We start from the raw sequence: 24,549 nt of genomic DNA on the forward strand, positions 1-24,549 counted from the left end.
GAGACCGACGATTCCCAAAAAGGACAACCGAAGCGTCAGTCAGTGGGCGAGTCAGGACCTCAGGCGATGCCATGGCCAATCCTCACTGTCAGTGGGTGGTCCGAACCGCAGCGGGTGGTCCGGACCGTCGCCCGACCGGTCCGGGGCCTTCAGCGCGGACCCGAGATCGGGGTGGATCGGCAGCACGGTGTCGGCTCCGGTGATGGCGAACATCCGCGCCGCGGTCGGGCTCAGGCCCGCGAGCTCCAGGCGCAGCCCGGCTGGCCCGGTCCGGATGCGGGCCTGGAGAAGAATGCCGAGCCCGGTGGAGTCGCAGAACCGCAGCTCGGCGAAGTCGACCACGATCCGCTCGACGCCGTCGTCCACGAGGCCGGCGAGCGCGCAGCGCAGCCCGTCCCCGGTGTCGTGGTCCAGCTCCCCGGCGACGCTCACGATCAGCACCGGCCCGTCGCGGTCCACGGCCACCTGCAGGCCGCCCTGCGGCCGTCGGGCCCGCGCCAGGGACGTGCCGGGCCCGGGCTCCGACCGGGGCTGCGTGGTGCCGCCCCGGCCGTAGCGCCAGGCGGCCCCGCCGGCCCCGGCTCCCCCACGCACCGACCCGCCGGGGGCCGCGCGGACGACCGGGAGCTCACGGGGTGGCCCGGGTGCGGCCGGGCACACCGCCTGTTCCTCGTCCATGCCGCGCGTTTGCCCGGCCCGGCTGCGGCTACACGCGCCGCGAGGGGAGAGAGACGGAGGCGATCACGATGCCGACGGCACCGGACACCGGCCGTGCGGGCCGCATCCCCAAGGCCCGGGTGGGCCGCCGGGAGTCACCGGAGGAACGCGCCGACCGGCGGTGGGGCGACCTCCTGCAGGAGGTCCGGGTCGCCCAGACGGGTTCGCAGGTCCTCTTCGGCTTCCTGCTGAGCGTGGTCTTCATGCCCCGCTTCACCCAGCTCGGGGCCTTCGACCGCGGGCTGTACGTGGCCACGGTCGTCCAGGGCGCCCTCGCCACCGGGGCACTGGCCGCCCCGGTGGCCTACCACCGGATCTTCGCCGGGCGCCGGCTGAAGCCGGAGCTGGTGGACGCCACGGCGCGGCTGGTGGCCGTCGGCCTGGTGCTGCTGGCCCTCACCATCGGCTCCGCCCTGCTGCTCCTGCTCCGGGTCGCGACCGGATCCGCGATCGCGGGCTGGATCACCGGCGCCGTCATGGGCTGGTTCGCGTTCTGCTGGCTGCTGCTGCCGGTCCGCCACCTGCGCCGGCACAACGGCAACGGCAACGGCAAGGGAGCGGACACCCCGTCATCGGACACCGATCCGGACCTGCGCCCGTGACCTCCCACCGGCCACCGGCCGCGGCCCCGGAGGAGGCCCTGCGGCGGATCGCCTTCCTGCTGGAGTGGACCGGCGCCTCCCCCTACCGGGTCCGGGCGTTCCACACCGCCGCCGAGGCCGTCCGCACCCTGCCGCCCGGCCCGGTGGACGCCGCCCGGGCCCGACTGCTGCCGGGTGTCGGGCCGGTCACCTCCGAGGTGGTCGCCGAGGCCTCGGCCGGCCGGACCCCCGCCTACCTCGCCCACCTGGAGGCCGCGGCGGGGCCCGCGGCACGGGCCGGATGGGAGCTGGCGGCCGCCGCCCGCGGCGACTGCCACCTGCACTCCGACTGGTCCGACGGCGGCCACCCGATCGAGGAGATGGCGGACGCCGCCCGTGCGCTCGGCCACGACTGGGCGGTGCTCACCGACCACTCGCCCCGGCTGACCGTCGCCCACGGGCTCAGCCCCGAGCGGCTGCGCCGCCAGCTCGTCGTGGTCGCCGCCCGCGACACCGGGGACGGCTCGTTCCGACTGCTGACCGGGATCGAGTGCGACGTCCTGGAGGACGGCTCCCTCGACCAGGAGCCGGAGCTGCTCGGCCGGCTCGATCTCGTGGTCGCCTCGGTGCACTCCAAGCTGCGCGCGGACCCTGCGCCGATGACCGCCCGGATGGTGGCGGCCGTCCGTAACCCCCGGACGAACGTGCTCGGGCACTGCACCGGCCGGATCGTCACCGGACGGGGCCGCCCGCCGTCCCGCTTCGACGCCCGGCCGTGTTCGCGGCCTGCGCCGAGAGCGGGACGGCCGTGGAGATCAACTGCCGCCCGGAGCGCCGCGACCCGCCCGACGACCTGCTGCGCCTGGCCGCGGAGGCCGGCTGCCTGTTCGCGGTCGACACCGACGCCCACGCCCCCGACCAACTGCACTGGCACACCTCCGGCTACGCCCGGGCGGCCCGGCTGGGGCTGGGAGCAGAGCGGCTGGTGACCGCCTGGCCCCGGGAGCGGCTGCTGGCCTGGGCCGGCCGGGCGTCCTGACCCGGCTCCGGCCACCGTGCCCGCGGGCACGGGCGCCCGGCCGGAGACCGGCGTTTGCCGGCGGAGTACCCGGACACACGCCGCGGCATCGGACTTCCCGACGAGGAAAGGTGCGCCCGATGAGCGGCACGAGTGTTCTGGCCGGACGGACGGCCCTGGTGACCGGCTCCTCGCGGGGCCTCGGACTGCTGATCGCGGGCGAACTCGCGGACCGCGGCTGCGCCGTGATGCTCTGCGGCCGGGACGAGCTCGCCCTGGAACGGGCCGTCCGGCGGCTGCGCGGGCGGCCCGGCGACGTCGCCGCGACGGCCTGCGACCTGGTGTCCCCGGACACGCCGAACCAGCTGGTGGAGGCCGTCCGCTCGCACTTCGGCACGGAGGTGGACCTCGACCGCCTGCTCTCCCTGGCGGCGCGGCTGCTCCCGCCCGCCGGCGGCGCCCCCGAGCACGGTGTGCCCGGGGTCCGGGCCGCGGCCGGGCACCGGCCCGGGGGGCCGGTCCACCGCCTCACCGCCCTCGGACGCCGGGCGGCCCGGGCCACCAACCAACCCACGGCGTCCTGACGGGAGCACCGCCGGGAGGGCCGTGGTCCTCCGCCGGCACCGCGCCCTGCGCACCCGACTCCGCCCCGGTCATCGGACCGGAGCGGAGTCGGTGCCGGAGTCGGGCCGGATTCAGTACGGGAGCGGCCGGCCGGACGGCGTCCGCAGGTCGAGCGGCGGCCTGGGCCGCTGCGGAGCGGGGCGCTTCGTCACCGTGGTCCTGGTCATCTCCGTCATCTCCTCCTCGGTCCGGGAGGACCCACCGGGCGTGTACCCGCCGGGCCGGTCCTCTACCGGATCCGCGCAGGTCGGGCGGAGCCCGCGCCCGACGGCCGGGCGCGGGCGTGCGCCTCCCGGCTCGGGGTCGGGAGGCGCACGCCGGACGGGGAAGGGTCAGTGTTTGAAGGCGTCCTTCACCTTCTGGCCGGCCTGGGACATGTCGCCCTTGACCTGCTCGGCCTTGCCCTTGGCGGCCAGACTCTCGTTGCCGACGGCCTTTCCGGTCGCCTCCTTCGCCTTGCCCTTGGCGGTCTCGGCCGTGTGCTTGATCTTCTTTCCGGCACTCACAACGTCCTCCTTGGCGGATTCGAACGGTACGGGCCCAGGGCCTCGTCCGGCGTCTGCCCCGAACCGCCGAGTCCATGCCCGGTCGATGCGTCGGGTGATGCGGTCGCTGCGGTCGAGGCGGTCGATGCGTCGGAAGGCTCGGGGGCCAGCAGGGGCCCCAGCGGCCCGAGGTCGATGTTCAGGTCCTCGGGCGCGAGGCCGAAGTGGTCGCGCAGCTCGTCCATCCGGTCCTCCAGCGCCATCAGCGTCACGCCGACGGCCTCGATCTGCTCCTCGGTGAGGTCGCCCTCGTCGATGCGCCGCAGGGCCTGGCGTTCCATGAGTTCACGGACGAGTTCGACGACGGTGAGCACCAGGCAGGTGAGGTCCCGGCCGACGCCCTCCGGGTCCAGGGCGACGTGCTGGCCGGCCTGCCGGGCTTCGGTCACGGCGGTCTCCGGTCAACGGGTTCGACCGCCGCGCGCACCGAGGCGATCAGCGCCCGCAGGCTGATCCGGACCGGGTCGACGTCGGCGATCTACAGGGTAATCTCGCCCGCCAGGACCACTCCCCCGGCCAGGAGCCGGTCCAGGAGGTCGACCAGCGCGACGTGCTCCATCCGTTCCAGGGCCGCACCGAACCGGGCGTCAGGGGCCGGGCTCACGACCGCTCGCCTCCCGCCGGCTCGACGCCGCTGAAGGAGTACGGCGGCCACGGCCCGGTCACCTCCAGGCGCAGCCCCGGGTGGTGCAGCGCGAGGGTGACGAGCTCCCGGTCGAGGTCTCTGAGCCGGGCGTCGTCGACGAGGTAGGCGCCGTTGAGGACCATCGGCTCGCCCCGCCCGGTCGTCTCCGGGCTCTGCAGCGGATGCAGCGCCGACTCGGCGGCGGTGGCCGCGAGGGCCGCGTGGATCTGCCGGGCCTCGTCCAGCGCGCGGGTCGCGGCCCGTTGGCGGCCCTCGTGCTGGGCGCGGCGGCGCAGCAGGTAGGCGGTGCCGGGCCGTTGGTCGCCGCCGGCCGGCCGGGGCCGGTCCGCCTCGGGCGGGGTGACGGCCGGCCCGCGGGTCAGGTAGGCCTTGACGCCCCGTTCGGTGCGGTGGGCCACCCTCCGCAGGCCGGCCTCGAGTTCGGTCCGCCGTGCGTGGATCATGGCCTCGCTGCACCGGTCGTCGCGGTAGATGGTGGCGAAGCGCAGGGGCAGGGTGGGGCCGGTCCGTGCGAGGGTCTCGATGACCCGGTGGTGGGCGCGTGCGGTCCGTTCCAGCCTGGCCTGCCAGGACTCCGGGATTCGCACTCAGTCTCTTTCCGGCCGCCATACCGGCGAGGGCCAGCGCCCACTGGGCTTTGTGCAAACGCCCGAGCAGGTAGCCAGCTCCCACGGCGGCGGGCTTGGAGTTGTTCATGGTCGACTTCCCTGAACGTGGATCCGTTCGGAGCGTTGACGCGTTCCGATGGACCGTGCCGTCTATCCGGCCCCACCCGCCACAAACAACCCACCGTAATCAGGCGCCGGCTTCGACCACGCCACGTGATCACGAACAGCCGTGACCCGTCCCGGCGGAGTTCGGGGGCGGTCACGGCGCCGGCCCGTCACCGCTCGGAGCGGTCCGGGTGCCACTCGGCCAGCAGGACGGTGGCGTCGTCGCGCAGGTGGTCCTGGTGGGCGAGCAGGCCGTGGATCAGGTGGCGCAGAGCCTCCGGCGCCGGTTCGCCGGCGACCATGTACTGCACCAGGGTGCTGGTCAGGCGCTGCTCGCCGAAGATCTCACCGGCGACCGAGCGGGCCTCGGTGACGCCGTCGGTGTAGAACAGCAGCCGGTCGCCCGGCTGGAGCCGGGTGTGGTGGACGGTCTGTTCGCCGTCGTGGAACCCCAGCCCGAGCGGCAGCTCGGCGTGGCGGCGCAGCGCGTCGGGGACGACGTGGCGGTCGCGGATCAGCAGCGGGGGCGGGTGCCCGCAGTTGATCCAGGTCAGGTCACCGGTGGCGGTGTCGAGGTCGGCGACGACCGCGGTCAGCAACCGGTCCGGGATCCACTGGGCCAGCGCGCCGTCGATGGTCCGGACGATGTCGGCCAGGCCGCCGCCGGCCCGCCGGGTGGACCGGCAGGCGGCCAGCGCCACCGAGCTGGCGCCGCCCGAGGCGAGGTCGTGGCCCATCGCGTCGAAGACGGACACGTGCAATCGCTCGCCGGCCATGGAGTGGTCGAAGGCGTCGCCGCCCACGTCGTAGGCGGGCTCCAGGACGGCACTGGAGGTGACGTGGCGGGTGCCGATGGTGCGCGGCGGCAGGAAGGCCCAGAGGAGCTCCGCCTGCAGGCTCATGTCCTCCCGCCGGGTGGTCCGGACGATCACGTCGCTGTAGGCGGCCTTGGACAGCACCAGCAGGGCCGCCAGCGCGGCCAGCGCCTCGAAGGCCTCGGCGGCCTCCCGGCCCAGGGTCAGCGCCTCGATCCGCAGCACGCCGATCCGCTCGATCCCGTCCACCAGCGGGAACCACCCGACCGCCGGGGTCCCGGTGGAGATCTGCACCTGCTGGTACCGGTAGGCGCGGCCGCCCAGGGTGCTCCCGACGTCCACCGGGTCCGACCCGGGAGCGCCGGACGGGTCCGGCAGTGGCACGAGGTTCCGCTGCTGGACGTCGGCCAGGTAGACCCGCGCGTCGGTCGCGCCCAGCGCCAGGGCGGCCTCCCGCAGCAGGTGGGACACCTCGTTCGGTCCGGCCCCCTGGGAGCGGGCCAGCAGCCGGGCCAGCACCCGGCCCAGCGCGGTGTCGTCGTCGCTCATGACCTGGTGCCTCTCCGTCCGGGCGTGGGTCCCCGGGGTGTCACGGCGCCCCGCCGGGGGAACGCCGTGACACCCCGGGCCGCTCAGACCTCCTCCTCCATGCGGATCGCGTCCCTCAAATCCTGCATCGCCTCGCCCGGGTCGTCCTCCTGCTGGGCGAGCAGCGCCGCCGCGATCGCGTCGAGCTTGCGCTGGATCGCGCGCTCGGCCCGCCGTTCGGCGTTCTTCAGCAGGGCGAGCAGCAGCAGCGTGACGGCCGACATCATGTCGCCGACGAAGTACTGCCAGGACGGGGAGACCCCGGCGACGTGGACGCCGACGAACGCGGCCACGAGCAGCACGCACAGGGCGTAGAAGAGCGGCGAGCCGGTCAGGTTCGACGCCCGCTCGGCCAGCCGTGCGAAGCGCCCCCGGCCGCGCTCGGCCGGATGGCTGAAGGTCATGCGCCCCGCCTCCCGGGGTCGGGCCGTCGGGGAGCCGGGTCAGGGGGCCCGGGTGTCGGCGGCCGGCGGCTGCGGCTCGTCGTCGTCCTCGCCCTCGGCCCGGACGTCCGGCGGGGTGGGGGCGGTGATGTTCCGCTGTTCCGAGGACCGCTCGCGCGTCTCCTCATCGACCTCGGGGGCGTCGCCCCTGCCGGACTTCCCGGGGCTTCCGGGCTCGCCGGGCTTCTCGGGTCGGCTCGTGGCCGTACGTCCGCTCATCGCCGTGCTCCTTCCGTGGCGGGTGGTCGGGGCCCCCGGGTACCGTCGCCCCGCGGGCGCCGGTGCGGCGCTGCGCCGCCCGGGCTGCCGGGGGAACCCGTGCCGGTTCCCGCCCCGACCGCTGCGCGTGTGCCCGGTGCACGGCGGATCACTCCCCGGTAGGCCTGGAAACCCTCGGCGGTACCCGGCCCGGAAACCCTCGGCGGTACGGGGTGCGGCCGGGGCGCGGGGAACGTGCCGGGTGTCCGGGGCGCCGTACGGGGCAGACGCGCGGGCATGAACGCCATCGAACGGAAGCTGCGGTCCGCGGACCGCTTCCAGCAGCGGCACCTCGTGCCCGGTGTGGTCGTCGGCGTCGTCAAGAAGTACGGGGACGACCGGGGCGGTCTGCTGTCCGCCCTGATCACGTACTACGGCTTCGTCGCGCTGCTCCCCCTGCTGCTCCTGCTCAGCACCACCCTCGGGTTCGTGCTGCACGGCCATCCCGGCGCCCAGAAGTCGGTGCTGGACTCCGCCCTCGCCGACTTCCCGATCATCGGCGACCAGCTGCGCCAGAACGTCCACTCCCTCCAGGGCAGTGCCCTCGCCCTGACCATCGGCGTGCTCGGCCTGCTGTACGGAGCGCTCGGCATCGCCCAGGTCCTCCAGCACGCCATGGCGGAGGTCTGGAACGTGCCCGGGGTCAAACGACCGGGCTACTGGCCCCGGCTGGCCCGCGGGCTGCTGCTGTTCGCGGTCCTCGCCGTAGGACTGCTGCTGGGCACGGCCGCCGGTTGGCTGATCGGCTCCACCCTGGGCGGACCAGCCGCCCGGGTCGGCGGGCTGCTGGTCTCGGCGCTGATCAACGCCGCGCTGTGCCTGGCCTGCTTCCGCGTGCTCACACCGCGGGAGGTGCCCGGTCGGGCGCTGTGGCCCGGCTGCGCCGTCGCCGGGCCGCTGTTCACGCTCCTCCAGGCGTTCGGGGCGCTGCTGATCTCCCACCAGCTGCGGCACACGAGCCAGGTCTACGGCTTCTTCGCGACGGTGATCGGCCTGCTCTCCTGGCTCTACCTGGCCGCGCAGGTCACCGTCTACGCGGCCGAGACCAACGTCGTCCTCGCCCGCCGGCTGTGGCCGCGCAGCCTGCTCCAGCCGCCCCTCACCGGCGCGGACGAGAAGGTGCTGTCCTCCGTCGCCCGGCAGGAGGAACGCCGGCCGGAGCAGCACGTCGACGTGTCCTTCCGCGACGGGGAGGCCCCGGACGGGGACGGACCGGACGGGGCGAAGGGTCCCCGCGGCGGCGACGACCCGCCCGGCGCACCCGCCGCCTCCTCGCGTTGAGCCGCCCGACGGCCCGGCACGGGCGCCTACGGCCCCCGCCGGGCGCGCATCACCGCACGTCCGACCAGCGCGCCGCCGTACACGGTGTAGCCGACCCCGATCAGCCAGGACTGCACGACCAGGACCGTCCCGACCGTCCCGTAGGAGACCGCGTTGGACACCAGCAGCGGCGCGAAGACCAGCCGGGAGAACAACCGCAGCCCGGCCAGGGCCACGACGGTCGCGACGGCGCCCGGCAGGAGGTCCCGGGCCGGAACCCGGCCGGCGAGCAGCAGCCGCTGCAGCCACCAGAACAGCAGCACCCCGCCGACGACCGACGCCAGGATGCGGACGGTGGGCTGGAGGCCGGAGTGCCGCCAGGGCGAGCCGCTCCACGCGGCCAGCACGAGGTAGCCGGTCAGCCCGGCCAGGCCGATCGCCTGCCGCCACACCGCGTGCCACGGACCCCGGTCCAGCCCCCAGATCCGCTCGTAAACGCCCTGGACGGCGGCCAGCAGGGACACGCCGAACACCGCCAGGGCAGCCAGGCCGAAGGCCGTGGTGGTGCTGAGGACCTGGCCCCGGGAGCCGAACAGCCCACGGACGGCGTCGGCGCCGCGACCGGTCAGGCCGAGGCCGTCGGTGATCCACTCGGTGATCCCGCTGCCCCGGGACGGGAAGGCGGCCGCGATGACGATCAGCAGGGGCACCAGCGTCACGAAGAACAACGCGGCGAAGGCCATCGAGCGCTGGAGGAGTTCGATCTCCCGTCCCTGCCGCCACGCGTCGACCGCCACCGCCCGCAGGGAGGGCCACCACCGCGGGCCCCCGGTGCGCGGCGCGCTCGGGGCCCGGCGGCGTACGCCGCTCACCGGGGGCGCCGCGTGAGGACGGGCTCGCCCGGCCACCCGGACATCCACGTCCGGCGGCCCGCGCCGCAGCGCTCGAAGCGGGCGGGAGGGTCGCAGCGGTCGAAGCAGACGCAGCGGGCGGTCATGTCGGTCCCTCGCATTCCGGTGTGCACACCTCGACCCGGCGTGTATCCGGCCACGCCACCCCTCAACCACGGAGCTCGATCCGGCGGGGTCTCCACCCCGGAGGTCGCTCCTCCGCCTACCGTCGGACCGGGGGCCGACCGGCACATCCAACCACTGCCAGGGGAGACCGATGAACGACACACGCGGGCCCGGGGCCCCCGTCGGCCGGGCCGACGCCGAACGCCTCACCGACGAGCTGCGGGCCGCGATCACCGACGCCGGCACCTCCGCCCTGGTCCTGACGAGCCGGGTCCGTGCGGCGCACCGGGCCCGGGTCTGGGCCGCGCTCGGCCACCCGTCCTGGGGTGCGTACGCCATGGCGCGGCTCGGCGTCGCGCGGCCGACCGCGTACCGCCTGCTCGACCTCGCCGCGGCGGCCGAGGTGATCGCGGCAACCGTGACGGACGCGGCCGGACCCGCCCTCGCGCACGCCTGGGACGACTGGCCGGTGCTGTCCGTGCGGACGGTCGTCGAGCTTCGCGGGCGCCTCTCCGAACTCGCCGATCTGATCACCGAGCGCCTCGGCCAGGCCCGCGACGGCGCCGGCGGGCTGCCGGCGGCCGCGGTCGGCACCGCCGTTGCCGACGCCGTCGCCGAACTGCGCGAACGCCCGGACGCCCCGCCCGCCGACCTCGGCTCCGTCCAGGGACCGGACGGCTGCGACGTCGAGGCGTGGCGCGCCGCCGTCGCGCAGGGCGCGGACGCCCAACGGCGCGTCCTCGACGGGTTCCGCGAGCTGGGCCTGCTGGCCCTGAGGGTGGCGCCGGGCTACCTCGCCGACCGCGACGCCGAGTCGGTGCTGCACCTGCTCGGGAAGGACGTCGGCAGCACGCTCGACGAACTCCTGGCCTGCCGCCGCTACGCGCTCACCGGTGACGCCCGGGCGGTCGAGGGCCGCGGGTAGGGCCGCCGGGAGCGGCGACCGGGCCCGGAGACCACCACCCGGGGCCGTTTCCATCGCCTGCCACTGGGCAGCCGCGACCACCGGGACGACGGCTGGACGAAGGTCCTGCTGCGCCCGGCCGCCCTGGCCGCCTGACACCGCACCCACACCCCGAGGGGGTTCCACCATGACGGACGACGACGACCGGCGCCTGCTGGCGCTCTACCTCAACGACCACCTCGCCGGTGCCTACGGCGGTGCGGCCCTGGCCCGGCGGATCGCCCGCGAGCACCCGGACACGCCCGAACTCTGGCGCCTGGCGACGGAGATCACCGAGGACCGTGACACCCTCGTCGGCCTGATGCGGGCCCTCGGCGTCCGGCCGCGGTGGCACCGGATGCTGCTGGGCACCGCGGCGGAGAAGGCCGGCCGGCTCAAGCTCAACGGCCGGGTCGTCCGCCGCTCCCCGCTGAGCGACCTCCTGGAGGCGGAGGCCATGCGCGCCGGTGTCCAGGGCAAGATCGCGCTCTGGCGGGCGCTGCGCGCGACGGCGGCCTCCGACGGACCGTTCGACTCCCGGCTGCGGCTGCTGGAGGAGCGCGCCGGGCGGCAGGCCGGCGTCCTCGACGCCCGCCAGGCCGAGGCCGCCGAGGCCGTCCTGCGGGCCGGCCTCGCCCGGAGCGCGCGGACGGCGACGGCTCCGGGCCACGCGCACCCGACGCGGCCGGGCCCGGCGTGAGCGGGCGACCGCGGCGGCGTCAGGCCGGGTGGACGAGACGGCTCTCGTAGGCGAAGACCACGGCCTGGATCCGGTCGCGGAGTTCGAGCTTGTGCAGGATCCGCCCCAGGTGGGACTTCACCGTCGCCTCCGCGAGGTACAGGACGGCGGCGATCTCGGCGTTGGACAGGCCCAGACCCACCTGGACGAGCACCTCGCGTTCCCGGGCGCTGAGCCGGCCCAGCCGCTCGTCCTGCTCGGCGGTGCCACGGCCGCGGCCGCCGGGGCCGTCCGGGCCGCCCGGGATGTGCGGGCGGAGGTCCTCCAGCAGGCGGCGGGTGATCCGCGGGGAGACCACCGCGTCGCCCGCGGCCACGTTGCGGATCGCGGTGAGGAGCTCCTCGGGCCTGGTGTTCTTCAGCAGGAAGCCCGAGGCCCCGGCCCTGAGCCCGGCGAAGGCGTACTCGTCCAGGTCGAACGTGGTGAGGATCAGCACCCTGCTCCGCGGGGAGGCCGCGATGACCTGTCCGGTCGCCTCGATCCCGTCGGTCCCGGGCATCCGGACGTCCATCAGGACGACGTCGGGGCGCAGCTCCCGGGCGAGGCGGACGGCCTCGGCGCCGTCCGCGGCCTCGCCGACCGGTGCCATGTCGGGCTGGGCGTCCAGGACGGTGCCGAAGGCCATCCGAAGCAGCGCCTCGTCGTCGGCGATCAGGATGCGGATCGTCATGCGGACACCGCCCCGCCGCCGTCGAGGAGGAGGCGGGTGCGGACCCCCCAGCCGCCGCCCGGGAGCGGTCCGGCCCGCAGCGTCCCCCCGTAGGCGGCCGCGCGTTCGCGCATGCCGGGGATGCCGTGGCCGGACGGTGTGGCCGCAGGACGCGGCGGGCGGGGCCCGCTGTCGGTGACGTCCACGGTGACGGCCCCGGTGGAGCACCCGATCCGGACGGTGGCGCGGGTGCCGGTGGGCGTGTGCTTGAGGGTGTTGGTCAAGGCTTCCTGTACCAGGCGGTAGACGGTGAGTTGTGCGGTGGCGGGGACGTGCCCGTGGCCGCCGTGGACCTCGAGCCGGGTCGGCAGCCCGGCGGCGCCCATCTGGTCGGCGAGGGCCTCCAGTTGGGCGATGCCGGGCAGCGGGTGGCGCTGCGCGTCCGGTTCGTCGGTCCGCAGGACGCCCAGCGCGCGCCGCATGTCGGTGAGGGCCTGGCGGCCCGTCTCGGAGACCTGGAGCATGGCGGTGGTGGCCCGGTCGGGCGACCGGTGCTGCGCGTAGACGGCGGCGTCGGTGAGCGCGACCATCACGGACAGGTTGTGGGTGACGATGTCGTGCATCTCCCGGGTGATGCGGGTGCGCTCCTCGGCGACGGCCAGTCGCGCCTGCTGTTCCTGTTCGTGCTCCAGGCGCGCGGCCCGTTCCTCGACGGCCGCGAGGTAGGCGCGCGTGGTGCGCACGTTCACGCCGAGGACGGCGGCGGCGACGACCATCGCGGTGACCGCGACGAAGGGCGTCAGGAAGGCGCCGCCGGGCGCCCAGCGCAGGCAGGCCAGCACGGCCCCCGCCTCCACGACGGCTGCGGCGACGAGCGCGCCGCGCCGGCCGGAGTGCGCGGCCGCCGTGTAGAGCGCCACCAGCAGGGCGACGTCCGCGGGGAGTTGGACGTCCGCCAGCCACTGGACGAGGGCCGCGGCGGCCACGGCGCCGAACACCGGGAGCGGGGCCCGGCGGCGCCAGAGCAGCGGCAGTGCGAGGGCGGCGGTGAGGGCGGCGGCCACCGGGAGCTCGTGCACCGGGCGGGTGGTCAGGACGTTGAGGAGGAGCAGCGCCGGCAGCAGCGCGTCCCCCACCACGGGCGGCAGGCGGGAGGCCCGGCGCGCGGCCGCCGTCACCGGTCGCGCCGCTCGTGCGGAGGTCGGGTGGTCGCGCGCCGTGGACCGTGGGTCCGTCCTCGCTCCCCGTGGCCCGTGCCGGTGGGCCCCGCCGGGTTCCGCGGCCGCCTCGGTCATCACACGTCCGTCCCTGTCGGTTCGGCCTCGTGGCGGCCCCGGCCGGGGCCGCCACCGTACGGCCGGATCCGGGTCGGGCACGGGCGACGTTCGCCCCGCCCGGCCCGGCACGCGCCGCAGCCCCGTCACGGTAGGCCGCGGGCCCCGCGGCGCGCATGATCCCGACGTCGGACGGCACCGTGCCGGGGTACGACCGCAGGAGGAGTGTCCGTACCTCCCGTGGTCGCAGGGCGGCGGCCGATCCGGTGTGCTCGGCTGCTCCTCCGGTGGCACGACGGCCCGCCCCGGTCTGCGACCCCGGTCGCACACGATGGCGACCGGGGATCGATGTGGCGGCACACGCCCGGCGCCGAGCATGGCCGGGTGACCGAGATCATCGCGGGACTGTCGATGTCCCCCCTGGAAATCCTCGCCCTGCTGGGCGCCGTCGCTCTGGTCGTGGCGCGCTGGCTGCCCCCCGTCGCCCGCCCCCGCGTCACGATCGCGGCCGGGGCCCTTCTCCTGCTGTCCGTGCTCGTGCTGGGCGTGACCGGGCTGCGTTGGCAGCTGCTGCCGGTCCTGGCGGGCGCCGCCCTCGCGTTGCCGTTCGCCCTCCTCCCCCTGCTGAGGCACCGTCGGCTGGGCGGCCGTCTGCCGGCGTGCCTGACCGGCCGGCCGGTGTGGCGGGCCCGCTGGTGGCTGGCGCTGCCGGGATCGCTGGCCTGCGCCGGGCTGATCGCCACCGGTCCGGTGGCCGCCTGGGCCTTCCCCGTTCCCGTGTTCCCCGAGCCGTCGGGCGGGTTCGCGGTCGGCACCCGCGTGGTGCAGTGGACGGACCCGGGCCGCCCCGAGACCTTCACCGCCGACCCGGACGACCGGCGCACCGTCGTGGTCCAGCTCTGGTACCCCGCGCAGCAGAGCCCCGCCGGGGCGCAGCGGGCCCAGTACCTCGGGCGCACGGAGCAGGAGGCGCGCACCGTCTCCGCCGCCCTCGCCCACGCCGTCGGCCTGCCGGGCTTCCTGGTCGACGGTGTCCCGCGGGCCCGTAGCCACGCCGTCTTCGGCGCCCCGGTGGCCGGCGCGGGGGGACGGTTCCCCGTGGTGCTGTTCTCCCCCGGGTCGGGCGGAGTGCGGACCCAGAACACCGCCTGGGCGGAGGAACTGGCCAGCCACGGCTACCTGGTCGCCGCCCTCGACCACCCGTACGACTCCGCCGCCGTGGTGCTCACCGGCGGGCGGACGATCACCGGTGAGACCTCCTCCAGCGGCGACGCGGACGAGGACGAGAAGCTGGCGGCCGGCTGGACGGCGGTCCGGGCCGCAGACCTCGGCTTCGTCCTGACCCGGCTGGAGGCGCTCGACAAGGGGGAGGGCGCCGACCCGCTGACCGGACGGCTGGACACCGGCCGGGTCGCGGTGACCGGCCACTCCATGGGTGGTGCCGCCGCCCTGCAGGCGGCCCGGCAGGACCCCCGGTTCGACGCCGTCATCGATCTGGACGGCTTCCCGCACGGCCCCACCTCGCCCGCCCTCGGCCGGCCGACGCTCGCACTCACCCAGGCCGTCACCCCGGGAACCGACCCGCGCTACCTGCCCCGCCTCACCGAGGTACTCGCCTCCGGCACCGCGACGAGCTACCGGCTCACCGTCCCCGGCGCCGCGCACCTCACCTTCATGGACGGCCCGCTCTACCTGCCGCCGGTGCCCTCGATCGTCGGCTCCCTGGGCCGCACCGGGAGCCCGCGCGTCGTCGCCGGGGCCACCCTCGCCTTCCTGGACTCCGTGCTGAAGGGCGGGCCCGGCGACCTGGCGGGTGTGCTGCCGGCCTACGGCGAGCTCAGCGTCTACCGTCACTGAACGGCCGGTCCGGGCCCGTTCCGCCGCCGCTCGGCGGCCGGAACGGGCCGCTCCGCCGCCCGGCGGGGCCTTGATGACCGGGGACGCCGGTCGTACCGTGGCCGTCATGGACGCTCTCCGGGCCGACACCGCGGTCGACCGGCTGCGCGTGCGGCTCGGCGCCGAACTGTTCGCGCGCGTGGCGGGCCCCGACGGGCCCGCCGTGCGGCACCGCATCCACGACACCCCGGGGCCGCGCTGGTTCGCGCCGTCGCGGCCGATCCGGACGGTGCACGGGGACGCGGCGATGTTCGTGGGCGGGCTGCTGGCGTTGCTGGTGCAGTCGCTGCACCCGCTGGCCATGGCGGCGGTCGCCGCCCACTCCGGCTACCGCGGCGACCCCTGGGGGCGGCTGCAGCGGACCAGCACGTTCCTGGCCGTCACCACCTTCGGCACCGCCGGGGACGCCCAGGCGGCCGTGGACCGGGTGCGCGCCGTGCACGAGCGGATCCGCGGCACCACCGCCGACGGCCGCGCCTACTGGGCGGGCGATCCGCACCTGCTCGCCTGGGTGCACGCCGCCGAGGCCGACAGCTTCCTGCGCGCCCACCAGGCCTACGGCGCCCGTCCGCTCGACCGGTCGGGCTGCGACGGCTACGTCGCCGACCTGGCCAGGGTGGCGGCGGCCCTGGGCGTCGCGGACCCTCCGTGCGACCGGAGCGCGCTCGACGCCCGCCTGAGCGCCTACGGCCCCGAGCTCGAGGCCACCGCGGAGGCCCGTTCGGCGGCCCGTTTCCTCCTGCTGCGCCCGCCGGTGCCGCTCCCGGCCCGCCCGGCCTACGGTGCGCTGGCCGCCGCCGCGGTCGACCTCCTGCCCGCCGGGTACCGCAGGCTGATCGGCATCCCGCCGGCTCCTCCCGGGGAGGCGGCGGTGATCAGGCCGCTCGGCCGCGGCGTGGTGGGTGCGATCCGTTGGGCCATGGCCGGCCCTCCGGGCGGTCGGTGACCGCGCCGGACAGCCGGCGCCGGGGCGCGGGCCGTGCCGGCCTCAGGTCGTGACGGTCGGGGTGGGCGTGGCCGCACCGGCGGGCGGGGCCTGGCAGGGCAGGGTGACCATGACGCCCACACCCTGGCCGGGCTTCGACCCGACCATCAGCGAGACGGTGTAGTGGTCGGGCTCGTGGACGGCCTCGAACTCCCCGGTGGGCGGTCCTGACGGCGGGGGCGCCCCGTCGGGCGGAGTCGGGCCCGCGGCCCGCGAGTCCGCAGGCAGGCGCTGCTGCTGACGGTCCGGCACCGGGGACCGGCCGTCGGTCCCGGCCTCGGACGCCCGCCCACCGATGACGCGTGGTCACCGGTGACGCGTGGTCACCGGCGCTGCATGCCGAGGAGGTCCGGCGACGGACGGGTGCGGGAGCCCCCGGCGGTGTCGGGCGCCGGCAGGACCGGACGGGCCGGCCGCGGGGCCCGCCGTGCGGACGGCGCTGCGGCCGGGCAGGAGCAGGGGCACGCGCAGCGCGGCGACGCCGGCGCCCCGAGCGTCCAGGTGGCCGCCGTCGCCGGGCCGGTGGTGAACGGGGGCGTGAGCGGTTGCATGAGCGGTGGTGTCGGGATCGGCCGGGTGTCGCGCGCCGCCCACGGGGCGGGTGTGACTGCGGGGCCGGGGGTCCGGACGGTCCGGCCGAGCCCGTGGCCGGTCGTGTTCAGGCAGGTCGCGGTGTTCATGACGCCCTCCGTATGCCGTCGACGGTGGTGCCGGTCGCAAGCACGGACGGCCCGCGGGGCGCCGGGAGGTCCGGAGTTTCCGGCCGGGGCCCGGTGGGACGGTCGGCCCGGGGGCCGACCAGCCGTCCTGCTCTCACGCTAGCGGCGGCGCGGCGGCGAACCGTGATACCCGGGGCGGAACCTCGGCGCCGGGGCGGTACCCGGGGACTACGCCGTAAGTGCACCGCGCGGAGCGCTCCGGGCCTCACGCGGGGGCCCGTGCGCCGGGTCCCGTGCCGTGGGCCCGTACGGTGGCCCGCGCCGTAGGGCCGCGCATGGTGGGCCCCGGTGGCGTCGGCCACCGGTACCGGGGTGCCACGACGCGGTCTCACCTCCGCCCGAGGGCCGGTTCGGGCCGGTGGGCGGGAACGGGTCCGCCGTCGGCCAGGAACCGCAGGACCCGGGCCGCGACCTGGTCGGGGCCCGCCCCGCCCGGGCCGCCGGGGCCTCCGGCGGTCAGCTCCTCGTAGCCGAACTCCCCGCCCGCACGGCCCCGTTCGGACAGGCACCGGGCCAGGGCCCGGGCGTGCGCGACGGGAGCGGGCTCGTCGAGGCCGTCGTGCAGCACGAGCACCCTGGTCCGCAGGCCGGGGGCCAGTCGCTCCAGGTCCGGGGGGCCGATGGCGTCGGCGGCGGGCCGGAGGCCGGCGAGCCGTAACACGGTGTCGCGGACGGCGGGCGCGGCGTCCGCGAACGGCCTCGGGCCGGAGACGAACGGCGCGTACGCCACGCAGGCGGACCACGGACCGAGGTCGGTGGCGGCGGTCAGCAGCGCCAGGCACCCCCCGTACCCGGCGCCGAACAGCGCCGGGGGTTCGGCGCCGGGGGCGCGGCCGTGGCGGAGGTGGTCCGCGAGGGCCGCGATGTCGGCCCGGTCCGGCCCGCCCCACGCGTTGACGACGGCCAGCGCGTGGCCGGCCCCGTAGCCGGCGCTGCCCCGCTGGTTGGGGGCCACGACCGTGACGCCCGCCGCGGCGAGGGACCGGAGGAACGGGTCGTGGCGCAGGGTCCAGCGGCTGCCCGGGCCGCCGTGCAGGGCGAGGACGACGTGCCGGGACGACCGCCAGTCGGGGCCGTGGACCACCGCCTCCACCGGGCCGACCGCACCCGGGAGGACCTCGGCCCGGGGGCGCGGAGCGCAGGTCGGCGCCGCGATGCGGTGGACGTGGGCGACGCCGCCGCGGGGCGCCGGGGCGCTCAGGTCGGCGCCGCCCGGGGGCAGTCCGGCGATGACCAGCGGCTCGTCCGGGGTGGACAGCGGCAGCCAGGCGCCCTTCGCGGTCCAGGCGCAGCGCGCCGTCAACTCCCCTTCGGGGACGGCGATCCGCTGGATCTCACCGCTCTCCCAGGAGTGCCGGATCAGGCCGGACCGCACTCCCCGCACCTCGACGTGCAGGACCTGGGTGCCGGAGGGGTCCACGGCCACCGGGTGCAGGGCGGCGGTGAGGCGGCACAGCGGCGAGGCGTCGGGCAGCAGCCGCAGCCGCCCGTCCCCGCCGGCCGGGACCATGCCGAGCCGGTGGCCGGCTCCCTCAACGACGGCGACGAGGGCCTGGCCGCCGCCGACGGCCAGCAGCCGGGCCGGCCGGCAGGTGAGGCGTTCGGCCGGGCCGAGGGTGCCGCGGGCGAGGTCGAACCCGACCACGCCCGGGCCGCCGGCCGTCCTCAGCGTGAAGAGGACCCGGCGCCCGGAGAGGTGTCCGCCCACCAGGGCGCCGGGGACGGTGCGCAGGTCCCGCCAGCCGCCCGCGCCGGCGCGCAGGCCGTGGAGCACCGAGTTCCCGTCCTGGTCGTGACTGACGGCGAGGGCCAGGAGGCCGGTGCCCCGCGGTGCGGGCAGGGGGTGGAACCCGCGCCCCGGCCACTCCGCCAGCTCGGTGCCCTCGCCCTCGCACGCGGCGTCGCCGTGCAGGTACAGGCGCCGGCCCGTGACGGACGGCCAGGAGCTGATGACCCGCCCGTCGTCCAGGGGCAGCAGAGCGGCACGGGCGGTGGCGCCGGGGAAGGCGTGGCAGCGCAGCAGGCGCGCTCCCGTCGGCAGGAGCCGCCACTGTTCGAGGACGGGGCGGCCGGTGTCGTCGGTGGCCAGCGTGGCGGCGAAGCGCCCTGACGGGGAGAAGGCGGGGCCGCACCGTGCGGTGATCGTCGCGGCGTGGCAGACGGGTTCCGGGCTGGTCATCGTTCGCTTCCTGTGACGGCCTGGGCGGGGGGACCGGGGAGGCGTCGGACGTCTTCGGCGGCGCCAAGAGTGGCAGGCGGCGTTCGACGGCACCAGGACGAAATCAAGCCGCCGGAGGGCCGAGGGGGCCGTCCGGCGCTCCCGGAGGGCCCGGCCCGCGGTTCGGCTGCCGACGCCTCGCGTCCGCCCGCCCGGACGGGCCGAACAGCAGGTCGGTGGCGCATCACCGCAGCTCACGCGCCTGGCGCGCCGGCAAGGCAGACCCCACCCGGGCGCCGAGCCGCACCCGCGCAGCCGTCCGGACGGGGTTCACCCTCGGGGATGACACGAGGTTGACGATAGGACACGAGGTTGACGTGATTCCGACCCGTCAAACCCCCCACCCACGGGAAGCGACCCGGTCAGGCACCGGTGCGGCGGTCGAGGCCGTCGAGCAGCAGCCGCAGGCCGTACTCGAAGCGGTCGTCCGGGGTTCGGTCGGCCCAGTGGCGGATGGCCGCGCCGATGGCCGCGTAGTCGCCGGTGGCGGAGGCGTCCGGCACGGGGCTCCGGTCGGTGGTGGCGAGCTGCTGCTCCCGGCTCTGCTCCTCGATGACATGACCGAGGACGTAGTCCTGGACGGCGAAGAACGCCAGTGCGGTCTCCTCCGCCGGCACGCCGGCCTCGGCGAGGGCCCGGACGGCGACCTCGCCGAAGCGAAGGGTGTTGGGCTGCCGGACGTAGGTGCCGGACACGACGCGGGCGCCGTCCCGGCGGGCGAGCAGGGCGAGGCGCAGCCGCCGGGCGAGTTCGGCCGTCCGCTCGCGCGGCGGCAGGGCGGCGTCGACGTCGGCGACCCCGCTCATGACCTCCTCGGCGACGGCCTCCAGCAGGGCCTGCTTGTCGCGGTAGTGCCAGTAGAGGGCGCTCGGTCCGACGCCCAGGGACGTGGCGAGACGGCGCATGGTGAGGCCGTCCAGGCCGTCCTGGTCGAGCAGCCCGAGGGCTCCGGCGAGCACGTCCTCGCGGTGCAGGCGCACGCGGATCTCCTTGCTGGGCGGGCGGGTTGGACCGCCTTCGTGGCGCCGGTCACCCGCGTTGACAGGACACTGAGCCTACCCTAACCTGAACACCGTTCTACTAGAACACCGTTCAGGTCAGGAGTCGCCGTGCCCACGCCACCTTCCTCGCGCAACCCCGCCGCACCCCCTCCGCCCACCGGCCGCCCCATCGGCCCGCCGGCCGCACCACCGCCCCTCCTCCGGCCCGGCCTGCCCGTCGCGGCGGCCGTGGCCATCGCCTGCGCCGCGTCCTTCATGGTCGTCACGGACGGCGCCATCGTGAACGTGGCCCTGCCGGCCGTGAACGCCGATCTCGGACTCGGCTCCGCCGCCGCCCGGTGGGTGGTGGACGCCTACCTGCTGGTGCTCGGCGGCTTCACGCTGCTCGCGGCCCGCGCCGGCGACCTCTTCGGCCGCCGGGCCACCCTCCGGGCGGGCCTGGTGCTGTTCACCGCCGCCAGCGCCGCCGGCGGACTCGCCGACAGCGGCCCGGCCCTGATCGCCGCCCGCGCCGCCCAGGGGCTGGGGGCCTCGGCCCTGGCCACCTCGACCCTCGGCGTCGTCCTCGCCGCCACCGCCGACCGGCCGGAGCTGCGCCGGCGCGCCATGTCCGCCTGGGCCGCCTCGAGTTCGTCGGCCGCCGCACTCGGCGTGCTGCTCGGCGGCGTCCTCACCGAACACGCCGGCTGGCGCTGGGTGATGTACGTCAACGTGCCCGTCGGCGTCGCGCTGCTGGCCGCCGTCCAGCTCTGTCTGCGGCCCGCCGACGGGCGCGCCCCCCTCGGCCGGCTCGACCTGCCCGGCGCCCTCGTCTCCACCGCCGGCGTCGGCCTACTGCTGTTCGCCGTCACCCGCGGCGGCGAGTACGGCTGGACGTCCCCCACCACCCTCGCCGGCCTGGCCGCCGCGGTTCTCCTGCTCGCCGCCTTCGTCCGCATCGAGGCCCGCACCGGCGACCCGCTGGTCCGCCTGCCGGTCTTCCGGCTGCCCGGCGTACCGGCCGGGAACCTCGTCGTCCTGCTGCTCGGTGCCGGTCTGACGGCGTCGCTCTTCCTCGTCTCCCAGCTGGTTCAGCAGGTGCTCGGCTACTCCGCCCAGCAGGCCGGACTGGCGATGCTGCCGATGGGCGTGTGCCTGGCCGCCGCCGCACTGCTCTCCCGGCGTCTGCTGGACGCCGGGGCCCGCCGACTGCCGTTCTACGGGGGCACCGTGGCGGCGGCCGGGCTGCTCTGGCTCGCCACCCTGCCGGCCGACGCCGACTACGCCGTCGACCTGCTCGGGCCGCTGCTGCTGATCGGATCCGGCCTCGGCCTGATGCTGATGTCCGCCACCACGGCCGCCACCGCCGCCGTCCCGCCCGCCGAGGCCGGCCTCGCCTCGGGCCTGCTCAACACCTCACGCCAACTGGGCGGCGCCCTCGGCCTCGCCCTGCTCGGCGCCATCGCCCAGTCCGCCACCGGCACCTCCGACGTCGGCGCATCCGGAGCCGCCCCCGCGACGCCCGCCGCGCTCCTGCACGGCTCCCACGCGGCGCTGCTCGCCGCCGCGGCGCTCAGCCTGCTGGGCGCCCTCGCCTCCCTGCTGCTGCCCGGTGCCCGGAGCACCCGCCCCTGAGTCCCTGTCCGAACCCGCCCGGACCCGTCCGGCCACCCCGGCCGGCCCCCCTCGGCACCCGAACCCCCGTCCGTCCACCTCGGCACCCGCCCGGAGCGCACTCCATGCAGACCCGAAAGCACTACCCCGTCCTCGTCGTCGGCGGCGGCATCGTCGGCCTGACCGCCTCGCTCGCCCTCTCCCACCACGGTGTCCCCTCGCTCCTGGTCGAGGCCCACCCCGGCACCCACGACCACCCGCGCGCCCGCAGCCTCAACGCCCGCGCGATGGAGATCTACCGCGAACTCGGCGTCGCCGACGCCGTCCGCGCGGCCGGCGCCCCGCTGGCCCGCGCCGAAGGACTGCACCGCGGCCCCGACCTCGCCACCGCCCTCGCCGGCACGGCGCCCCGCCCGAACGCCGGCGACCGGCCCGAGAGCATCTTCGCCCCCGCCGCGATGGCCCGTTGGAGCCCGACCACCGGCCGCCGCGCGACCCTCGACGCCGTGGAACCCGTCCTGCTGGCCGCGGCCCGCCGCCGGCCGGCCGAGCTCCGCTTCGGCACCCTGCGCACCGGCCTCCGGCAGGACGACGACCACCTCGCCGTCGAGCTGACCGACGCGGCCACCGGCGCCACCGAGACCGTCACGGCCGACTACCTGATCGCCGCCGACGGCGCGGGCGGCGCGCTGCGCCACGAACTGGGCGTCCCCTCGACGCACGGCCCGAGCCACGGGCACCAGCTCAACATCCTGTTCCGCGCCGACCTCGAACAGTTCGTCCGGGGGCGGGAGTTCAGCGTCGTCCTGATCTCCCGCGCCGGTGTGCGGGGCATGCTCACCGCCATCGACGCCCGCACCCGCTGGGCCTTCCACCTGCGTTACGACCCGGCCGTCGAGAGCCCTGCCGACTATCCGCCCGAGCGGTGCGAGCGGATCCTGCGGGACGTCCTCGGGGTGCCCGGCGTCGAGCCCGAGGTGGTCAGCGTGCTGCCCTGGGAGGCCCGCGAGCGCACGCTCGACCGGCTGCGCGCGGGCCGGGTCCTCTTCGCCGGCGACGCGGCCCACCAGATGCCCCCGGCCGGCGCCCGCGGCGCCAGTACCGGCATCGCCGACGTCCACAACCTCGTCTGGAAGCTCGCCGCCGTCCTCGACGGCCGAGCGGACGAGGCCCTGCTGGACACCTACCACGAGGAGCGCCACCCCGCCGCCGTCCACGCCGTCGCCGCCTCGGGCGCCAACGCCCGGGCCATGGTCCCCGGCAGCCCGTCCGCCGACCCCGACTGGACCGTCCCGGCCGCCCACGGCCTCGGCGACCGCTACCGTTCCGCCGCCGTCCTCGCCGACGCCGGACACCCGGCGGCCCCCGTCACCGCCGAACTCGACGGCAGCCCCGGCACCCGGGCCCCGCACGCCTGGACGGACCCGGCCCGGTCCCGCTCCACCCTCGACCTCCCCGCCGGGGACTGGATCCTGCTCGGTCCGCCCGCCTGGGCCCGGCCCGCCCACGCCGCCGGGCTGCGCCACGCCGACCCCGGGCCGGAGTTCGCCGCCCTCGCCGGCACCACCCCCGGCGGCGCCGTCCTGGTCCGCCCCGACGGCCACGTCGCCTGGCGCTCCACCAGTCGCACCACCACCACGGCCGGGACGACCACGGGCCGGGCGGACCCTGCCGCGGCGCTCACCGCGGCCCTGAGCCTGCTGCCCGTCCGGTTCCGCCGCGGCACGGACCGCAGCGCGTAGCGCCCGGCGCCGGGGCCGGTGCGCCGCTGACTCCGCCGGAGGAGCTGACCGCGCCGTCCGGTCACCCGCAGGCGCCGGCGGTGCCGGCGTGCCTGGTGCCGCGGTCACGGCTCGGCGTACGGCTCCTCCACCTGCGCCCCGGTGTCCGGGGCGGGTCCGCCGACGGGGCGCGGGCCCGGACGGCGCCGGTCGAGCGCCACGCCCGGTCCCCCGTGGGGCGTGGCCGGGGAGGGGCCGTCCGTCAGGGAGGGCAACGGCGGGTCGGTGCGCCGGGCCCGACGGGCGGCCCGCGCCGTGATCCGGCGCGCCACCGACCCCGCGAGCCAGCCGAGTTCGACCAGGGCCGGAGCGGGATCGTCGGCGGCGAGCCAGGAGCGTTCCGTGCGGGCGGGCAGGCGGGTGGTCCGCGGCGGGAGCCGCCGGTGCCGCCAGGCCCAGACCGAGGCGGACGCGAGGTCGAGGTTGCCCAGCCCGTAGTCCCGGACCAGCTGGGATTCGGCGGGCGGCCGCAGGCCGGTGAGCGACATGTGGAGGGCCCGCACCACGTCGATGCCGGAGACCGTCTCGAACAGCCGGAACTGCGCGCCGGTCCTGGGGTTGAAGTCGACGAGCTTGTAGCGCCCGTCGCGCCGGTCCAGGCGCCAGTCCAGATCGGCCACCCCGGCGTAGCCGACCTTCCGGCAGAGGTCGGTGGCCATGGCCGCCAGTTCCGGGTTCGGCAGCGAGCAGGCCCGGGTGGTCACGCCCGCGTCCGGGGGCCACGAGCGGCGCTTGCGCCCGGTGAAGACCAGCAGCGGCTCACCGCCCGGGCCGCAGCACAGATGGGTGAACCAGTCCTCGCAGTGCTCCGGCGGAAGGTACTCCTGGACCAGGACCGGGCGCCCGGCCCGCGGCGCCATCACGGCCCGGAGCGTGGCGAGGTCGGGCACGATCGTGGTGGCCTCGACGGCGGGGCGGGCGAGCCTGGTCCACGCCTCGCGGTTCTTGAGCACCAGCGGGAACCCCCACTGCCGCCCGCAGTCCAGGATCTCCTCCAGGCCGGCCGGTGCACAGCTGCGCGGCGTGGGCACGCCGTGGCGCCGGCAGATCTCGTACAGGTCGGCCTTGCTGGCAAGTCTCCGGGGCAGGCCGGGCGGAACGGGCGGCAGGAGGAAGACGTCGGAGAGTTCCTCCGCGTGCTCGGCCAGGAGCACCGCGGCCTCGTCGTCGGTGGCCACCGGGACGCACGGCGTGCCGATCGCCAGGCCGATGGCGTGCAGTCGGGCGACCAGCTCCCCGGGGCTCTCCAGCCCGGTGGTGGGCCAGACGAACCGCCGGGAGAGGTGGCGGGACACCGCGGTCGGGGTGCAGGGGTGTTCCACCACGGCGTGCACGGGCACGCCGGCCCGGCCGAGGGTGCGCACCACGCCGAGCCCGCCCTGGTGCTGGGGATAGTGGCCGATCTTGACCAGGAGCGCCGGTGTCCGGCCGTCCAGCGGCACCGGCCGGCCCCGCGCCGCGGCGTCGACGCCGTTCCCCGGTGACGGGCCGTCGTGATCACCCGGGAGAGCGGGCCCGAGGTCCATG

23 protein-coding genes and 2 pseudogenes are annotated in these 24,549 nt (G+C 76.6%); 10 read left to right on the forward strand and 15 right to left on the reverse strand.

The window, feature by feature from the left end; genetic code table 11:
- Positions 1 to 51 precede the first annotated feature (51 nt).
- Positions 52 to 678 carry an STAS domain-containing protein gene (locus AB0N04_RS21095; protein WP_360219195.1) on the reverse strand — a complete coding sequence of 209 codons (627 nt, stop codon included), beginning with the start codon at positions 676 to 678 and terminating at the stop codon, positions 52 to 54.
- A 68-nt stretch (positions 679 to 746) separates the two neighbouring features.
- Here AB0N04_RS21095 and AB0N04_RS21100 point away from each other — a divergent pair, with 68 nt between their 5' ends.
- The 3 genes and pseudogenes from AB0N04_RS21100 to AB0N04_RS21110 all read left to right on the forward strand — a co-directional run bounded on the left by AB0N04_RS21100 (position 747) and on the right by AB0N04_RS21110 (position 2,900).
- On the forward strand, positions 747 to 1,319 hold the full coding sequence (locus AB0N04_RS21100) for a DUF6328 family protein (protein ID WP_360219198.1): 573 nt from the start codon (positions 747 to 749) through the stop codon (positions 1,317 to 1,319).
- A pseudogene (locus AB0N04_RS21105) lies at positions 1,316 to 2,337 on the forward strand (PHP domain-containing protein). Before AB0N04_RS21100 ends, AB0N04_RS21105 begins: the two are co-directional and overlap by 4 nt.
- Positions 2,338 to 2,456: 119 nt before the next feature.
- Positions 2,457 to 2,900 carry an SDR family NAD(P)-dependent oxidoreductase gene (locus tag AB0N04_RS21110; RefSeq protein WP_360219201.1) on the forward strand — a complete coding sequence of 148 codons (444 nt, stop codon included), beginning with the start codon at positions 2,457 to 2,459 and terminating at the stop codon, positions 2,898 to 2,900.
- Positions 2,901 to 3,272: 372 nt separating this feature from the next.
- Here the strand turns inward: AB0N04_RS21110 and AB0N04_RS21115 are convergent, their stop codons facing one another.
- The 7 genes and pseudogenes from AB0N04_RS21115 to AB0N04_RS21145 all read right to left on the reverse strand — a co-directional run bounded on the left by AB0N04_RS21115 (position 3,273) and on the right by AB0N04_RS21145 (position 6,909).
- Positions 3,273 to 3,446, reverse strand: a complete 174-nt coding sequence (locus AB0N04_RS21115; protein WP_360219204.1) for a CsbD family protein — start codon at positions 3,444 to 3,446, stop codon at positions 3,273 to 3,275.
- Positions 3,447 to 3,592: 146 nt separating this feature from the next.
- Positions 3,593 to 3,874 (reverse strand): annotated as a pseudogene (locus tag AB0N04_RS21120) (gas vesicle protein K); the annotation flags it as partial.
- An 89-nt stretch (positions 3,875 to 3,963) separates the two neighbouring features.
- A complete protein-coding gene (gene gvpJ, locus AB0N04_RS21125; RefSeq protein ID WP_360219207.1) occupies positions 3,964 to 4,089 on the reverse strand; it encodes a gas vesicle protein GvpJ in 126 nt (41 codons plus the stop codon).
- Positions 4,086 to 4,718: a GvpL/GvpF family gas vesicle protein gene (locus tag AB0N04_RS21130; protein WP_360219210.1), complete on the reverse strand. Its 633-nt coding sequence runs from the start codon at positions 4,716 to 4,718 to the stop codon at positions 4,086 to 4,088. Before AB0N04_RS21130 ends, gvpJ begins: the two co-directional genes overlap by 4 nt.
- A 296-nt stretch (positions 4,719 to 5,014) precedes the next feature.
- Entirely contained in the window at positions 5,015 to 6,208 is a 1,194-nt protein-coding gene (locus AB0N04_RS21135; protein ID WP_360219213.1) for a PP2C family protein-serine/threonine phosphatase, read from the reverse strand.
- Between the two features lie 83 nt (positions 6,209 to 6,291).
- A complete protein-coding gene (locus tag AB0N04_RS21140; RefSeq protein WP_360219216.1) occupies positions 6,292 to 6,651 on the reverse strand; it encodes a low affinity iron permease family protein in 360 nt (119 codons plus the stop codon).
- 39 nt (positions 6,652 to 6,690) lie between these two features.
- Positions 6,691 to 6,909 carry a hypothetical protein gene (locus AB0N04_RS21145; RefSeq protein WP_360219219.1) on the reverse strand — a complete coding sequence of 73 codons (219 nt, stop codon included), beginning with the start codon at positions 6,907 to 6,909 and terminating at the stop codon, positions 6,691 to 6,693.
- 276 nt (positions 6,910 to 7,185) lie between these two features.
- On the opposite strand from AB0N04_RS21145, the gene AB0N04_RS21150 reads away from it, so the two are divergent.
- Positions 7,186 to 8,229: a YihY/virulence factor BrkB family protein gene (locus AB0N04_RS21150; RefSeq protein ID WP_360219222.1), complete on the forward strand. Its 1,044-nt coding sequence runs from the start codon at positions 7,186 to 7,188 to the stop codon at positions 8,227 to 8,229.
- A gap of 26 nt (positions 8,230 to 8,255) precedes the next feature.
- On the opposite strand, the gene AB0N04_RS21155 is transcribed toward AB0N04_RS21150, so the two are convergent.
- Positions 8,256 to 9,005 carry a YhjD/YihY/BrkB family envelope integrity protein gene (locus AB0N04_RS21155; protein WP_360219225.1) on the reverse strand — a complete coding sequence of 250 codons (750 nt, stop codon included), beginning with the start codon at positions 9,003 to 9,005 and terminating at the stop codon, positions 8,256 to 8,258.
- A 370-nt stretch (positions 9,006 to 9,375) separates the two neighbouring features.
- Between AB0N04_RS21155 and AB0N04_RS21160 the strand changes: the two genes are divergently transcribed.
- Complete coding sequence (locus AB0N04_RS21160) at positions 9,376 to 10,149, forward strand: hypothetical protein (RefSeq protein WP_360219228.1); 774 nt, start codon at positions 9,376 to 9,378, stop codon at positions 10,147 to 10,149.
- A gap of 166 nt (positions 10,150 to 10,315) precedes the next feature.
- Entirely contained in the window at positions 10,316 to 10,867 is a 552-nt protein-coding gene (locus AB0N04_RS21165; RefSeq protein WP_360219231.1) for a hypothetical protein, read from the forward strand.
- Between the two features lie 19 nt (positions 10,868 to 10,886).
- Here the strand turns inward: AB0N04_RS21165 and AB0N04_RS21170 are convergent, their stop codons facing one another.
- Both AB0N04_RS21170 and AB0N04_RS21175 read right to left on the reverse strand, forming a co-directional pair.
- Positions 10,887 to 11,576: a response regulator transcription factor gene (locus AB0N04_RS21170; RefSeq protein ID WP_360219234.1), complete on the reverse strand. Its 690-nt coding sequence runs from the start codon at positions 11,574 to 11,576 to the stop codon at positions 10,887 to 10,889.
- The gene (locus AB0N04_RS21175; RefSeq protein WP_360219237.1) at positions 11,573 to 12,733 is read right to left on the reverse strand and encodes a histidine kinase; all 1,161 of its coding nucleotides are present in this window, start codon (positions 12,731 to 12,733) and stop codon (positions 11,573 to 11,575) included. The genes AB0N04_RS21170 and AB0N04_RS21175 overlap by 4 nt, the downstream gene beginning before the upstream one ends.
- A 444-nt stretch (positions 12,734 to 13,177) precedes the next feature.
- Between AB0N04_RS21175 and AB0N04_RS21180 the strand changes: the two genes are divergently transcribed.
- A complete protein-coding gene (locus tag AB0N04_RS21180; protein ID WP_360219240.1) occupies positions 13,178 to 14,686 on the forward strand; it encodes a dienelactone hydrolase family protein in 1,509 nt (502 codons plus the stop codon).
- A gap of 106 nt (positions 14,687 to 14,792) precedes the next feature.
- Entirely contained in the window at positions 14,793 to 15,671 is an 879-nt protein-coding gene (locus AB0N04_RS21185; protein WP_360219243.1) for an oxygenase MpaB family protein, read from the forward strand.
- 42 nt (positions 15,672 to 15,713) lie between these two features.
- Here the strand turns inward: AB0N04_RS21185 and AB0N04_RS21190 are convergent, their stop codons facing one another.
- The 3 genes from AB0N04_RS21190 to AB0N04_RS21200 form a co-directional block, all read right to left on the reverse strand.
- The gene (locus tag AB0N04_RS21190; RefSeq protein ID WP_360219246.1) at positions 15,714 to 15,962 is read right to left on the reverse strand and encodes a hypothetical protein; all 249 of its coding nucleotides are present in this window, start codon (positions 15,960 to 15,962) and stop codon (positions 15,714 to 15,716) included.
- A 795-nt stretch (positions 15,963 to 16,757) separates the two neighbouring features.
- Entirely contained in the window at positions 16,758 to 18,608 is a 1,851-nt protein-coding gene (locus AB0N04_RS21195; protein WP_360219249.1) for an alpha/beta fold hydrolase, read from the reverse strand.
- 401 nt (positions 18,609 to 19,009) lie between these two features.
- Positions 19,010 to 19,627 (reverse strand): TetR/AcrR family transcriptional regulator C-terminal domain-containing protein, encoded by a 618-nt coding sequence (locus AB0N04_RS21200; RefSeq protein WP_360219252.1) that lies wholly within the window; start codon positions 19,625 to 19,627, stop codon positions 19,010 to 19,012.
- A gap of 129 nt (positions 19,628 to 19,756) precedes the next feature.
- On the opposite strand from AB0N04_RS21200, the gene AB0N04_RS21205 reads away from it, so the two are divergent.
- Together AB0N04_RS21205 and AB0N04_RS21210 are read left to right on the forward strand one after the other, a co-directional pair.
- Positions 19,757 to 21,262, forward strand: a complete 1,506-nt coding sequence (locus tag AB0N04_RS21205; RefSeq protein ID WP_360219255.1) for an MFS transporter — start codon at positions 19,757 to 19,759, stop codon at positions 21,260 to 21,262.
- A 104-nt stretch (positions 21,263 to 21,366) separates the two neighbouring features.
- Positions 21,367 to 22,983 (forward strand): FAD-dependent monooxygenase, encoded by a 1,617-nt coding sequence (locus AB0N04_RS21210; RefSeq protein ID WP_360219258.1) that lies wholly within the window; start codon positions 21,367 to 21,369, stop codon positions 22,981 to 22,983.
- 104 nt (positions 22,984 to 23,087) lie between these two features.
- On the opposite strand, the gene AB0N04_RS21215 is transcribed toward AB0N04_RS21210, so the two are convergent.
- Entirely contained in the window at positions 23,088 to 24,548 is a 1,461-nt protein-coding gene (locus AB0N04_RS21215) for an ATP-grasp domain-containing protein (protein WP_360219261.1), read from the reverse strand.
- Position 24,549: the final 1 nt, after the last annotated feature.

It is taken from the genome of Kitasatospora sp. NPDC051702, assembly GCF_040681575.1.
Lineage (GTDB): Bacteria > Actinomycetota > Actinomycetes > Streptomycetales > Streptomycetaceae > Kitasatospora.